Source organism: Lutimaribacter degradans (genome assembly GCF_023703375.1).
Taxonomy (GTDB): domain Bacteria; phylum Pseudomonadota; class Alphaproteobacteria; order Rhodobacterales; family Rhodobacteraceae; genus Lutimaribacter; species Lutimaribacter degradans.
The window spans coordinates 58,624-72,194 of sequence record NZ_JAMQGO010000007.1 but is presented as its reverse complement, the minus strand read 5'-3'; the positions used below and the strand labels follow the sequence as shown (position 1 = coordinate 72,194).

General features: G+C 63.7%; 15 protein-coding genes. 8 read left to right on the top strand and 7 right to left on the bottom strand.

Features of this window, described 5'->3' with window-relative positions:
- The first annotated feature begins 8 nt into the window (after nt 1-8).
- Complete coding sequence (locus M8744_RS11610; protein ID WP_251416269.1) at nt 9-395, top strand: HIT domain-containing protein; 387 nt, start codon at nt 9-11, stop codon at nt 393-395.
- Here the strand turns inward: M8744_RS11610 and uraH are convergent.
- On the bottom strand, nt 392-751 hold the full coding sequence (gene uraH, locus M8744_RS11605; protein ID WP_251416256.1) for a hydroxyisourate hydrolase: 360 nt from the start codon (nt 749-751) through the stop codon (nt 392-394). The two genes, M8744_RS11610 and uraH, sit on opposite strands and share 4 nt — an antisense overlap.
- Nucleotides 752-905: 154 nt before the next feature.
- Here uraH and puuE point away from each other — a divergent pair, with 154 nt between their 5' ends.
- From puuE to M8744_RS11580, 5 genes are all read left to right on the top strand, one after another.
- Nucleotides 906-2,318: an allantoinase PuuE gene (gene puuE, locus M8744_RS11600; RefSeq protein ID WP_251416238.1), complete on the top strand. Its 1,413-nt coding sequence runs from the start codon at nt 906-908 to the stop codon at nt 2,316-2,318.
- Nucleotides 2,315-3,136: a bifunctional allantoicase/(S)-ureidoglycine aminohydrolase gene (locus tag M8744_RS11595; protein ID WP_251416220.1), complete on the top strand. Its 822-nt coding sequence runs from the start codon at nt 2,315-2,317 to the stop codon at nt 3,134-3,136. Before puuE ends, M8744_RS11595 begins: the two co-directional genes overlap by 4 nt.
- A 58-nt stretch (nt 3,137-3,194) precedes the next feature.
- Nucleotides 3,195-3,680, top strand: a complete 486-nt coding sequence (locus tag M8744_RS11590) for an ureidoglycolate lyase (protein ID WP_251416205.1) — start codon at nt 3,195-3,197, stop codon at nt 3,678-3,680.
- A gap of 51 nt (nt 3,681-3,731) precedes the next feature.
- Nucleotides 3,732-5,081: a uracil-xanthine permease family protein gene (locus tag M8744_RS11585; protein WP_251416202.1), complete on the top strand. Its 1,350-nt coding sequence runs from the start codon at nt 3,732-3,734 to the stop codon at nt 5,079-5,081.
- Between the two features lie 165 nt (nt 5,082-5,246).
- Complete coding sequence (locus M8744_RS11580; RefSeq protein ID WP_251416199.1) at nt 5,247-6,479, top strand: MFS transporter; 1,233 nt, start codon at nt 5,247-5,249, stop codon at nt 6,477-6,479.
- Between the two features lie 17 nt (nt 6,480-6,496).
- Here the strand turns inward: M8744_RS11580 and M8744_RS11575 are convergent, their stop codons facing one another.
- The 6 genes from M8744_RS11575 to M8744_RS11550 all read right to left on the bottom strand — a co-directional run bounded on the left by M8744_RS11575 (nt 6,497) and on the right by M8744_RS11550 (nt 11,738).
- Entirely contained in the window at nt 6,497-7,414 is a 918-nt protein-coding gene (locus tag M8744_RS11575) for an ornithine cyclodeaminase family protein (protein ID WP_251416197.1), read from the bottom strand.
- On the bottom strand, nt 7,411-8,028 hold the full coding sequence (locus M8744_RS11570) for an HAD-IA family hydrolase (protein ID WP_251416194.1): 618 nt from the start codon (nt 8,026-8,028) through the stop codon (nt 7,411-7,413). The genes M8744_RS11575 and M8744_RS11570 overlap by 4 nt, the downstream gene beginning before the upstream one ends.
- Before the next feature lie 4 nt (nt 8,029-8,032).
- Complete coding sequence (locus M8744_RS11565) at nt 8,033-8,482, bottom strand: YaiI/YqxD family protein (protein WP_251416191.1); 450 nt, start codon at nt 8,480-8,482, stop codon at nt 8,033-8,035.
- Nucleotides 8,479-9,906 carry a Si-specific NAD(P)(+) transhydrogenase gene (gene sthA, locus M8744_RS11560; protein WP_251416189.1) on the bottom strand — a complete coding sequence of 476 codons (1,428 nt, stop codon included), beginning with the start codon at nt 9,904-9,906 and terminating at the stop codon, nt 8,479-8,481. Before sthA ends, M8744_RS11565 begins: the two co-directional genes overlap by 4 nt.
- Before the next feature lie 8 nt (nt 9,907-9,914).
- Entirely contained in the window at nt 9,915-10,745 is an 831-nt protein-coding gene (fghA, locus tag M8744_RS11555) for an S-formylglutathione hydrolase (protein WP_251416186.1), read from the bottom strand.
- A 63-nt stretch (nt 10,746-10,808) separates the two neighbouring features.
- Nucleotides 10,809-11,738 carry an AEC family transporter gene (locus M8744_RS11550; RefSeq protein WP_251416183.1) on the bottom strand — a complete coding sequence of 310 codons (930 nt, stop codon included), beginning with the start codon at nt 11,736-11,738 and terminating at the stop codon, nt 10,809-10,811.
- 356 nt (nt 11,739-12,094) lie between these two features.
- Here M8744_RS11550 and M8744_RS11545 point away from each other — a divergent pair, with 356 nt between their 5' ends.
- Both M8744_RS11545 and M8744_RS11540 read left to right on the top strand, forming a co-directional pair.
- A complete protein-coding gene (locus M8744_RS11545; protein ID WP_251416180.1) occupies nt 12,095-12,388 on the top strand; it encodes a type II toxin-antitoxin system Phd/YefM family antitoxin in 294 nt (97 codons plus the stop codon).
- An 84-nt stretch (nt 12,389-12,472) separates the two neighbouring features.
- Nucleotides 12,473-13,570, top strand: coding sequence for a THUMP domain-containing class I SAM-dependent RNA methyltransferase (locus tag M8744_RS11540; protein WP_251416177.1), 1,098 nt, complete (start codon nt 12,473-12,475; stop codon nt 13,568-13,570).
- The last annotated feature ends 1 nt before the right edge of the window (nt 13,571 follow it).

Genomic DNA, 13,571 nt, shown 5'->3' with positions numbered 1-13,571 from the left:
GGTGCCCGATGGCCTATGCCTATGACGACCAGAACATCTTTGCCAAAATCCTGCGCGGCGAGATTCCCAATAACACGGTTCTGGAAACCGACCACAGCCTGGCCTTTCATGACATCCAGCCGCAGGCGCCCGTTCATGTTCTGGTCATCCCCAAGGGGCCATACGTGAATTACGATCATTTCGCGGCCCAGGCGTCGGAGGCTGAAATCACCGACTACGCCCGCGCCATCGGCGAGGTGTGCAAGCTGGTCGAGGTTGCGCCGGGCAATGACGGCGACGGTTACCGCCTTATTTCAAACGCTGGCGAAGCCGGCGTGCAAGAGGTGCCGCACCTGCACATGCATGTTCTGGGCGGGCGCGTGCTGGGCCGTATGCTCAAGAAATTCGACGATTAACTGCCGCGATAGGTCGAATAGCCATAGGGCGACAAAAGCAGCGGCACATGGTAATGTGCGTCCGGGTCGGCCATGCCGAAACGTATAGGCACGATGTCCAGAAACAGTGGAGCGTCGCCGGCAAGGTCATGCCGGCGCAGGTAATCGCCCGCGTGGAACACCAGTTCGTAGGTGCCGGTGGCAAATTCGGAAACGGGCAGAATCGGGCTGTCGGTGCGACCGTCACTGTTTGTCATTGTTTCGGCCAGTTTTTCACGCCGCTCCTCCGACAGGTGAAAAAGCTCGATCCGGATGCCGTCGCCAGGCACGCCGCGGGCGGTATCCAGTACATGGGTCGTCAGGTATCCGTCAGCCATGAAGCGCTCCTTTTTCGCAGCAGGGTAGCTGATGGTCCGCGGTTTCATAGGAAAAAAGGGCAATCAATAGCCCCGGAAAGTGTTTCAAGAATTTTTTGAAAGCATGGCGGGGCATGGCTGTCTTACAACTCATTCAATTGTGAAGGAGTCCATGATGCAGCGTTATCCGCGCAACATGATCGGCCACGGCCCCAACCCGCCCGACCCGCAATGGCCCGGCGGCGCCCGGATCGCCGTGCAATTCGTGGTGAATTACGAGGAAGGCGGCGAAAACTGCGTGCTGCATGGTGATGCCGCCTCGGAGGCGTTCCTGAGCGACATCGCCGGCGCTGCTCCTTGGCAGGGGATGCGGCATTGGAACATGGAGTCGATCTATGACTACGGCGCGCGGGCCGGGTTCTGGCGGTTGCACCGCCTGTTCACGGGGTCCGACATTCCCGTAACGGTCTACGGCGTGGCCAGCGCCCTGGCGCGCAGCCCCGAACAGGTCGAGGCGATGAAGGACGCCGGTTGGGAAATCGCGTCACACGGGCTGAAATGGGTCGAGCATCGCGACATGCCCGAAGAGCAGGAGCGCGCCCAGATAGCCGAGGCCATCCGCCTGCATACCGAGGTGGTCGGCGCGCGCCCGCTTGGCTGGTACACCGGGCGCTGCAGCGAAAACACCGTGCGTCTCGTCGCCGAAGAAGGCGGGTTTACCTATATCTCGGACATGTACGACGACGATCTGCCCCATTGGCTTGAGGTCGGCGCGCGTGACCAGTTGATCATTCCCTACACGCTCGAAGCAAATGATATGCGCTTTGCCACCGCACCCGGCTACATCACGGGTGAGCAATTTTTCCAGTATCTGAAAGACGCGTTCGATGTGCTTTACGCCGAGGGGCAGGCAGGCAGACCCAAGATGATGACCATCGGCCTGCATTGCCGCCTGATCGGGCGGCCCGGCAAACTGGCGGGGCTGCAGCGCTTCATCGACCATATAAAGAAGTTCGATGACGTCTGGTGCCCGCGCCGTATCGACATCGCGCGGCACTGGGCCCAGACCCACCCGCACAAGCGGCGCGAAAGGCCCAGCCAGATGGATCGCGAGACCTTCGTTTCCCGTTTCGGCGGTGTTTTCGAACACTCGCCCTGGATCGCCGAGCGCGCGCATGGGTTGGAACTTGGCCCCGCGCATGACACCCCCGCCGGGCTGCACAACGCGCTGGCGCGGATGTTCCGCAGCGCCAGCCATGATGAACGGCTGGGTTTGTTGAAGGCTCATCCCGACCTGGCAGGAAAGCTGGCCGTTGCGAAACGCCTGACGGCCGAGTCGACCTCGGAACAGGCCAGCGCGGGGCTTGATGCGCTGACCGATGCCGAACGCGCGCGGTTCACCGAGTTGAACAACGCCTACGTGTCCAAGCACGGCTTTCCCTTCATCATCGCCGTCCGTGACCACGACAAGGCTGGCATATTGGCCGCCTTTGAAACCCGGATCGCCAACGACACCGAAACCGAATTCGCCACCGCCTGCGCACAGGTGGAACGCATCGCTCGCCTGCGCCTGGAGGATATGCTGTGACCTATGCCTTCCCTCCCGGTGGCCTGCCGGACCAAGGCGTCGATCCCGAAGGAACGGCGGTTTTCACCGATGCCTATGCCGTGCTGCCCGCCTGCACGATGCGCGACATCGTCACCAGCTTCCTGCCTGGTTGGCAGAAAGCGCGTGCCTGGATCATCGCCCGACCCCTGTCGGGCTTTGCCGAAACATTCGCGCAATACGCGGTCGAGGTGGCGCCGCGCGGCGGTTCGGACAACCCCGAGCCCGAGACCGGCGCGCAGGCCGCCATCCTGGTCGCCGATGGCGAAATGACCCTGGAAATCGGGGGCGACGCCCATACCCTGCGGGCAGGCGGCTATGCTTACCTTGCGCCGGGTGCGGTTTGGTCGGTCCGAAACACGGGCGATGCGCCGTTGAAATTCCACTGGATTCGCAAGCGCTATGAACCGGCACCGGGCATCGAAAGCCCGGACAGCTTCGTGACCTCGGACCAGGACACGCCGGTGAACTGGATGGCCAATACCGACAAGTGGGGCACCACGCGCTTTGTCGACCCGTCCGACCTGCGCCACGACATGCACGCGAATATCGTCACCTTCCTGCCCGGGGGGCGTATTCCCTTTGCCGAAACCCACGTAATGGAACACGGGCTTTACGTGTTGCAGGGCACCGCGCGCTACCTGTTGAACAAGGATTGGGTCGAGGTAGGCCCGGGCGATTTCATGTGGCTGCGCGCCTTTTGCCCGCAGGCCTGCATCGCCACCGGCGATGAGCCATTTCGCTATCTTCTTTACAAGGATGTGAACCGCCACCCCTCGCTACGCGTTCCCGCGCTTTAGCAATACCGTCCGGGGGCGGGGGCAGACGGCCCCTGCCACCATCAGCCGGAGGCCCGCCATGCCCATCATTCGCACCCAGCCACTGACCGCGGCCGACTTCGCCGCTTATGGCGATGTCCTGCAGGCCACGGGTGACCCCGACCGGGTCATAAACGCGGGCTTTTGCGGCCGCTGGCATGATCGCGCGCGGCTGGATTTCGGGGTGGATGGCCGCGCGGGCATCAGCATCTTCGATGCGCAGCCGCGCAGCCTGCCATATGTATGCGACCTGCTGGAACGTCACCCCGAGGGCAGCCAGGCCTTTCTTCCCATGCATCACAATGACTGGCTGGTCATCGTCGCGCCAGACGCGGGCGGGCGGCCGGGCCAGCCACATGCGTTTCTGGCCGGGCCGGGGCAGGGCATAAACCTGTTCCGCGGCACCTGGCACGGGGTGCTTACGCCGCTTCATTCGCCGGGGCTGTTTGCTGTCGTCGACCGCATCGGCCCGACGCCGAATCTTGAAGAGTACAGGCTCGACCCGCCCCTGACAGTCGAAGCTTAACCAAAAGCCCCATCGAAAAAGGGGTGCAACCAACAAGGAGAGACCGGGACAATGACACATACATCACTGGGCACCGCGGCCGAGCTGCGCGACCCGAATTACACCCCCCCGCTGACGCACGCGGTTCCGCTGGGCATACAGCACGTTCTGGCGATGTTCGTATCCAACGTGACACCCGCGATCATCGTTGCTGGGGCCGCCGGGTTCGGCTTCGGCTCGAACAGCCCGGATTTCCCGAACATGATCTACATGATCCAGATGGCGATGCTGTTTGCCGGCATCGCAACGCTGTTTCAGTCGATCGGCATGGGGCCAGTTGGCGCGCGCCTGCCCATCGTGCAGGGCACCTCGTTCGCGTTTCTGCCGGTGATGATTCCGGCGGTTGCGGGGCAGGGCGTGGCCGGTCTGGCCGGGCTGATGACCGGCGTGATGATCGGCGGCGTTTTTCACTTTTTCCTGGGCACGGTGATCGGGCGCATCCGGTTTGCCCTGCCGCCTTTGGTGACAGGGCTGATCGTTCTGATGATCGGTCTGTCGCTGATCCAGGTCGGCATCCAGTATGCCGCGGGCGGCGTGCCCAAGCAGGGTTCACCCGAGTTCGGCACGGCCGCGATGTGGATTCCGGCGCTTGTCGTGATCGCGGTCACGCTGGGGCTCAAGTTTTTCACCCGCGGGCTGGTTTCGGTTGCCGCGGTCCTTCTGGGGCTGATTGCCGGGTATATCGTGGCGCTTGGTATGGGGCAGGTAAGTTTCGCCAACGTCGCGAACGCCGCTGTCTTCGCCCCGCCCATGCCATTCAAATGGGGGATTGAATTCAACACCGCCATCATCATCGGCATGTGTTTCATGGCCGTGATCTCGGCCATCGAAACGGTGGGTGACGTATCGGGCATTTGCAAAGGCGGCGCGGGCCGAGAGGCCGAGGATCGCGAAATCGCCGGTGCCACCTATGCCGACGGTCTGGGCACGGCCATCGCGGGCATATTTGGCGGGCTGCCCAACACGTCGTTCAGCCAGAATGTCGGGCTGATCTCGATGACGGGAGTGATGAGCCGCCACGTCGTGACAATCGGTGCCGTGTTTCTCATCGTTTGCGGGCTGGTGCCAAAGATCGGTGCAATCGTATCGACCGTGCCGATCAACGTGCTGGGCGGTGGCGTGATCGTGATGTTTGGCATGGTGGCCGCGGCGGGTATCAACATGCTGGCCGAGGTGCACTGGAACCGCCGCAACATGGTGATCTTTGCCGTATCCCTTTCGGTGGGGCTGGGCCTGCAACTGGTGCCCGACGCGTTGCAGCATTTGCCGCGTAGCCTGCAAATCCTGCTGACCAGCGGCCTGCTGCCAGCGGCGGCGCTGGCGATCGTTCTGAACCTTGCCCTTCCCGAAGAGCTGGAGTGACAGGTGTGGCGCCGCAGCGATGGTGCGGCGCCGTTCGGGGGCTCTGCCCCCGTCTGCCTGCGGCAGACTCCCCCGGGATATTTCGGGAGAGAGGAAGCATGTCAGGGTGATTGACCTGTCGCGCGACACGACGCATCTTGCGCCGACGCGACAGGAGACCTGATCATGCAAGCAAAAACCCCTATGATGACGCCCGTGTTGATCGTGGGCTGCATGATCATCCTTGTCAGCTTCGCTGTGCGTGCCTCGTTCGGAGTGTTCCAGATTCCGATTGCAGAGGAATTCGGCTGGCTCAGGGCAGAGTTCAGCCTTGCCATAGCCATTCAGAACCTGGCCTGGGGTATCGGGCAGCCCCTGTTCGGCGCACTGGCCGAGCGCCTGGGCGATCGCATGGCGATAATCCTGGGGGCGTTCACCTATGCGGCGGGGCTGGTGCTGTCATCCTTTGCCGTCACGCCCGAGGCGCACCAGATGTTGGAAATCCTGGTCGGGTTCGGCATCGCGGGCACCGGGTTTGGCGTGATCCTTGCCGTGGTTGGCCGGGCAAGCAGCGACGAGAACCGTTCCATGAGCCTGGCCATCGCCACCGCCGCGGGGTCGGCGGGGCAGGTGTTCGGCGCGCCGGTTGCCGAATGGCTGCTGACGATAATGCCCTGGCAACAGGTATTCCTGGTGTTTGCCGTTGCCATCCTTGCCTCGCTCTTGCTGCTTCCGGCCATGCGGGCCCCTGCCGCCAGCCGCGACGAGATCGAGGAAAGCATGGGCACGATCCTGCGCCGTGCCTTTCGTGACCCCAGCTATACGCTGATCTTTCTCGGCTTTTTCTCGTGCGGGTATCAACTGGCTTTCGTGACCGCGCATTTCCCCGCTTTCGTGACCGAGATGTGCGGCCCCATCGCGCCGGGCGGAATGCTGGACAGTATCGGCATTGGCACCACTTCGGCGCTTGGGGCGGTGGCGATTTCGCTTATCGGGCTGGCAAACATCGCGGGCACGCTGACCGCGGGCTGGTTGGGAAAGCGGTATTCCAAGAAATACCTGCTGGCGGGCATCTACACCGGCCGCACGATCATCGCCGCCGCCTTTATCCTGTTTCCGATCACGCCGGCCACGGTGCTGTTGTTTTCCGTGGCCATGGGCGCACTGTGGCTGGCCACCGTGCCGCTGACCAGCGGCCTGATCGCGCATATCTATGGCCTGCGCTACATGGGCACCCTTTACGGGATCGTGTTCTTTTCCCACCAGTTGGGCAGTTTCATGGGCGTGTGGCTGGGCGGTCGGATGTATGACATCTACGGCGATTACACCGTGGTCTGGTGGATCGGCGTTGCCGTGGGCGCGTTCTCGGCCATCGTCCACCTTCCGGTGAAGGAGCGGCACCTGACCGCGCCCGCCTGAAGGCGTGCGCCCTCAGGTCACTGGGCAGCACGCCAGGCATCGAGGATGTAGCGGCTTGTCATCAGGTCGAGATGCGCGCCGCCGCCGTTCTTGAACAGGGTTATCTCTTCGTCGGACTGTCGGGCGAACGCATCGGGCGCATAGTAATCGGCCACCACGTCATCGCGGCTGATTACGCCCTGTTCCAGCGGGATCTTCAGCTCGCCGATATGCCCCAGCGTGGTGTTGTAACTGTCGACAAAGATGCGCGCGCGGGTCAGGGCGGTATCGTCGGCCTCGCGCATGTCGGGGCGATAGGCGCCGATCAGGTCGACATGCTGTCCCGGTTGCAGCCAGTCGCCCTGTATAAGGGGGCTGGTGCTCATGGTGGCGCAGGTTACGATATCGGCGGCGCGCACCGCGGTTTCCAGGTCATCGGCCACGGCCATTCCGGGAAAGTCACCGGCCATTTTGGCTGCGGTTTCGCGCGTGCGGTTCCAGACGGTAAAGCGCGCATCGGCAAAACCCGCGCCATAGGCTTGGGCCAGCGACCGGCCCACCGTGCCCGCGCCCACGATCAATACGTTGCGGCTGTCGGGGCGGGCCAGTTTGCGCGCCGCGCACAGGCTGTCGCCGGCGGTTTTCCACTTGGTGACAAGGTGAAAATCCACCAGCGCCTCCAACTCGCCCGTTCGATCATCAAACAGCGTCACCGCGCCGTTGACCATGGGCTTTCCGCGCCCTGGATTGCCCGGGAAAACGCTGGCCGATTTCACCGCCAGCCCCATTCCGTCGATCCAGGCCGCGCGGTTCAGCAGAGTATCGGGGTCACGATACAGGAAAATGTCGTCGATCTGCGCCTTGGGCAGACGGTGGCCGGCGTCGAAGGCCGCGCACAGCGCCAGCCAGTCCAGCAGTTTCTCGCCTGCGTCGAAGGGGATGAAGGGAACGGTCATGCTAGCTCCTTTTCGGTCAGCAGGCCATGGGCCACCAAGGCCTGCGCCAGCCCCTTGGCTCCATCGAACAAATGCCCATGCCAGCCGCGTGCCGTTGCGGCTGCGACGTTTTCGGGCCGGTCATCGGTGAAGAACAGGCTTGCGCCCGACAGGCCGCTGGCCAGTTCCAGGGTTTCGTAAATCTCGGGCTCGGGCTTGACCGTGCCAACATGAGCGGAAATGACCCGGCCATCGAACTCGGCCAGAAATGGATAGGCCTGTTCGGCAATCTCGAAGGGTTCGGCGCCGAAATTGGACAACGCCCAGCAGCGTACGCCGCGCGATTGCAACGCACGCATCAGCGCCACGGTATCATCTTTCGCGGGGCTGGCCATTTCAAGCCAGCGATCGTGCCACAGCCGGATCGCATCGGCCCATTCGGGGTGTTCGGCGGCCAAGCCGTAAATCGTTTCGCGGAAAGGTTCGCCTCGATCGACGGAAAGGTTTGCCGACTCTATCGGCACTTCGGCGAACAGGCGCTTGCGGGCATCTCGCCCGATTTCGCGGTCGTAAAACGCGGCAGGTTCCCAATGGATTAGCACCCGCCCGATATCGAAAACCACGGCTTCTGGCATCCAACTACCCCTGTTTCGCCTTGCGCAAAGCACGTTCCAGCGCATCAAGGAAACGCGAGCGGTCGGCCTTTGTAAATCCCTTGCCGCCCCCCTGCATGAAGGGGTTGGCGGCGCGCAGGTCTGCCATCAGGTCGCGCGTGGCCAGCACCGTGCCAATATTCGCGCCAGTCAGCGCCTCGCCGTTGTGTTTCAGCACCTGCGCGCCCGCCTCGACGCAGCGCGCGGCCAGCGGGATGTCACCCGTTATCACCACGTCGCCCGGCCCCGCACGCTCGGCGATCCAGATGTCGGCCACGTCGGGCCCCGCCTCGACGATAATCGTTTCGACCAACGGGTTTTGCGATGGGCGCAGACCGCCATTGCTGACGATCTTTACCGGCACCTTGTGGCGGGTGGCCACGCGCTCGGCCTCGGCCTTGACGGGGCAGGCATCGGCGTCGATGAACAGCGTCATGTGCCCTTGTTGCCCTTGGGCACCTTGTATTCCTCGGGGATGGGCATGCGGTTGAACGCATCCAGCCCGGCAATGCGATACGCCTCGGCCAGGGTGGGATAGTTGAAGGTGTTCTGAACGAAGTAATCCACCGTGCCTTTCAGGTTCAGCACCGCCTGGGCGATGTGGATCAGTTCGGTTGCGCCTTCGCCGACGATTTGCACACCCAGCACGCGGCGGGTTTTCAGGCTGACCAGCATTTTCAGCATCCCATGGTTCAACCCCATGATATGGCCCCGGCTGGTTTCGCGGAAGCGTGCCACGCCGACCTCGTACGGGATGCCGCGTTCCTGCATTTCCTCTTCGCTCATGCCGCAGGTGCTGATTTCCGGTACCGAGTAGATTCCATAGGGAAACCAAGGACTTTCCGGCAGGGTCGGGGTGTCAAGCGCGTGGCAGGCCGCCACCCGCCCCTGCTGGAGCGAAGTCGACGCAAGCGAGGGGTGTCCGATCACGTCGCCGGCGGCATAGATATGCGGCACATCCGTCTGGTACGTCTTGCGATCGACCGACAGCCGCCCGCGATGGTCGGTTTCCAGCCCGGCCTTTTCCAGCCCCAGCTTGTCGGTGGCGCCCATGCGGCCGGCGGCAAACAGCATCATCTCCGCCCGCACGTGGCGGCCGTTTTGCATGGTGATCTCAACGTGCTTGCCGGTGTCTTCGATCTTTTCCACTTGCGAGCCCAGCCGCAGATCGACGCCGTTTTCCTTGATCTGGTGCGTGAAATCCGAAATCAGCGCCGCGTCGATGAAATCAAGAAAGCTGTCGCGCGGCTCGATCAGCGTCACGCGCACATCCAGCGCAGCGAACATGGTGGCATATTCCACGCCGATCACGCCGGCGCCCACCACGGCCAGCGAGCGGGGAATCTCGGGCATGTCCAGAAACTCGTCACTGTCCAGCACGGTGCGCCCGTTGAAGGGCACGTATTCGGGTCGATAGGTGCGGGTGCCGGTGGCGATCAGGAACTTGTCTGCGGTGATGCGGCGGGTTTCGTCGGCCTCGGTCGCGACTTCGATCTCGTGCGGGCCGACAAAGCGCGCCAGCCCGTGCAGCGTGTCGACATGGTTGCGGTTGAACTGGTGCTCAAGCACGTCAACCTCGTGCTCAAGCGTCATGTGCAGGCGCGCTTTCAGGTCACCTGCGCCGATATCGTCCTTTACCCTGTAGGATCGGCCGTAAAAGCTGCGTTCACGCCAGCCTGACAGGTTCAGCACCGTTTCGCGCAGGGTTTTCGACGGAATCGTGCCGGTATGCACCGACACGCCGCCCATCTTGTCCTTGCGGTCAACGACCAGCACCTTGCGCCGCAGCTTGCCCGACTGGATCGCTGCCGCGCGGCCAGCCGGGCCCGACCCGATGATGATGAGATCGTAATCAGCCATTTCGCGCGTCAGGCATAAAGGGCTTCGGCGTGAAAGGCGACGTGATCTTCGATGAAGGTCGAGACAAAGAAATAGCTGTGATCATAGCCCTTTTGCAGGCGCAGGCTGGCTGGCACGCGGCGGGCGTTGACGGCCTGTGCCAGTGCCTCGGGTTGCAACAGGTCGATGAACTGGTCGCTGCTGCCGGTATCGACAAGTAGCGGAATATCCAGCCCTTTTTCCCGCATCAACAGTGTGGCGTCATGCGCGGCCCAGGTGCTTTCATCGTCACCCAGATAGGCTGAAAGCTGCTTGCGGCCCCAATCGCCGTTCGTGGGGTGGCAAATCGGGGAAAACGCGCTGACCGAGCGGAACCGCCCCGGCAGCCCCATCGCCAGCGTCAGTGCACCGTGCCCGCCCATCGAATGGCCGGTGATGGCTTGCCGGTCGGCGTCGAGCGCAAAGGTGTCGAACACCAGGTTGGGCAGGTCGGTGGCGATGTAATCCCACATGCGGTAATTGGGCGCCCAGGGCGCCTGCGTGGCGTTCACATAGAACCCGGCGCCCTGGCCCAGATCATAGGAGTCGTCATCGGCCACGCCCTCGCCCCTGGGCGAAGTATCGGGGAAAATCAAGGCGATACCCTGTTCCGCTGCCCAGGTCTGCGCGCCTGCCTTGACCATCGCGTTTTCATGCGTGCAGGTCAGGCCGGACAGATACCACAGAAGTGGCACGGGGCCATCCTGCGCCTCTTCGGGCAGGAACAGCCCAAAGGTCATGTCACAGCCGGTGGCGGTGGATTTATGGGTGTAGACGCCTTGCGTGCCGCCGAAGCAGCGGTTTTCAGAAACGGTTTCCATGGTCTGGTTCCCTTGTCGTCCAGTTGGCCCATGGCTACCGGACGCGGGCCTTGGCGGCAAGGATCAGAAGCCGGTGACCCAGGCGATCACGGCCGAAACCGTGACGATGGAGCAGAGGGTGGACACGAGGATCGAGGCGGACACACGATGTGGTGCTACACCGTAGTGCTGCGCCAGTATGTAGACGTTTCCGGCCACGGGCAGGGCGGCGGCCGCGATCATGACGCCCGCGGCATACGGGTCGACCGGGAACAGGATCAGCGCGGCAAAGGCCACCGCCGCCGGGTGCAAGACCAGCTTGCAGAACGACAGCCAGCCCGCGGTTGTCAAACGCTCGGCCGATTTGCTGGCAAGGCTGGCGCCGATGGCGAACAGTGCGCCGGGCGTGGCTGCAGCGCCCAGGATCGACACGAAATCATTCAACGGTTTCGGAATGGGGATGGCCAGCGCCGACCAGGTGAGGCCCAGGCAAATACTTACGATCATTGGGTTTTTCAGCAATCCCATGCCGACCGTGTTCAGGATTTTCACGGAAACGCGGCCATCGCGCGCGCCCGTGATCAAGATCACGATAAGCGAGCCGAACACGACCAGGTCGACGGCCAGAACCAACATCACGGGGGCAATCGCGGCCTCGCCCAGCAGCATCACCAGCATCGGAATCCCAAGGAATCCGACGTTTCCGATGACGGCGCATTGCGCCTCGATCGCGGCCTCTTCGACGCTGAGACCGCGCAGGAACGCGACGGCGGTTGCGATGCCGTAGATGAAGGCGGTGCCCCAAAGATAGGCGGTGACGAAGCGCAGGTCGAACACGTCGGTTAACGACAGGTTGGCCGAGAAACGGAACAGCATTGCCGACAGGGCAAAGTAGAACACGAACTTGGTCAGCCAGGCGGTCGCCTCTTCGGTGAAAAACCGTGTGACACCGGCAAGATAGCCCAGCCCTATCAGGGCAAAGAACGGCAGGGTTTGCAGGAATATCTGGGCCATGCACCTTTGGTAGCATGGGGGGCGGTGCGGTCAATGGCGGTAATGCGTCCTGCCGCCGGGCCGCGCGGTCACGGGGCCGAAGCGCGCGGTTTTTCAACGCCGTGCCGCCTGCCGGGGCGGCGGGGCAGGCCATTGTTTGCAAAAGCATTCCAGCCCCTCGCGCGCCGAAACCCGCGCCCGGAAACCGCGCGGTGTCGTGCAATACGGGCCCGACTGCACGATTTGCCCTGAAAACCGCGCGCGTCCAAACGCGGCGCGCGGCGGGTTTGCGCATCGTTAACCGGGGTGGCGTGCGCTGGGCCAAGCCCGTGTTAACCGCTTGCCCGCAGGATGGCCGAAACGACACGAGGTGCGACATGACGAAATGCGATATGGGCCTGCCGCTGCAAATGGCCGAGCTGCGCCGCCGCCCCGGCACGGTGATCCGCGACGTGGCGCATCGGGGCCAGCGGTTCCTGATCTACAATAATCGTCGTGAAATGGCCGCGCTGGTGACAGTGCGCGACCTTGAGGCGCTGGAACGTGCGGGCGGTCAAAGCACGGAACGACAGGTGCAAAAGATGCTGGAACGGTTGGGCCGGCACGATGCGCTGCGGCAGGTGATGCAGGTGGTGGAGCGGCTTGACGGAGAAGGCCGGTTGCGGCCCTGATCGGTTGGCTGGTCCGCGGTGGGGGCGGGCAGCCCCCACCATTTCCCCCTGTTGCGCGGCGGCAATCCCCGCTATGCCGCGCGCATGAGCGAATTCGAGATTTTCCTTGTCGCGCCCCCGGGGTTGGAGCGCGTTCTGGCCGACGAGGCGCGCCTGGCGGGTTTCGCGCTGCCCGAAGCGGTCGAGGGGGGTGTTGTCACCCGTGGCGGCTGGCCCGAGATATGGCGGGCGAACCTTGTCTTGCGCGGCGCCACGCGGGTTCTGGTACGGGTGGGGGAATTCCGGGCCTTTCACCTGGCGCAGTTGGACAAGCGGGCGCGCAAGTTTCCGTGGGGTGACGTGCTGCGCGTCGATGTGCCGGTGCGGGTCGAGGTTACCAGCCATCGCTCGAAGATTTACCATGAACGGGCGGCGGCCGAACGGATCGGGCGTGCAATTACCGAAGAGTTCGGCGCGCGTGTGGCGTCTGATGCCCCCGTGACGCTGAAGGTGCGGATCGACGACGACATGGTGGTTTTGTCGGTCGACAGCTCGGGCGAAAGCCTGCACAAGCGCGGCCACAAGCAGGCCATGGGCAAGGCGCCGATGCGCGAAACGCTGGCCGCGCTGTTCTTGCGGCAGATGGGGTTCGACGGCACGCAGACGGTGGTTGACCCGATGTGCGGCTCGGGCACTTTCGTGATCGAGGCGGCCGAGATGGCCGCCGGCCTGTGGCCGGGGCGTGACCGGGAATTTGCGTTTCGGCACCTGGCCGGGTTCGATGCCGGCGCGTTCGACGCGATGAAGCGCACTGTGCGGCCCGCTGTGCCGCAGGCGCGGTTCTACGGGGTTGACCGCGATGCGGGCGCGGTGCGCATGGCGCGCGACAACGCGGGCCGGGCAGGGGTTGGCGATTGGGCGTTCTTTGCCGAAGGCGCGATCAGCGACCTGACCCCGCCCGACGGGCCGCCCGGTATCGTCATCGTCAACCCGCCCTACGGTGCGCGGATCGGCGACCGCAAGCCGTTGTTCGGGCTTTACGGGGCGCTGGGCGAGGTGTTGCGCACGCGGTTTTCCGGCTGGCACCTGGGGCTTGTGACCAGCGATGGCGGCTTGGCCAAGGCCACTGGCCTGGCCTTGCATACCGGGCCGGCCGTGCCGCATGGGGGCCTGCGCATCCGGCTGTATCGCGCACGACTGTAAC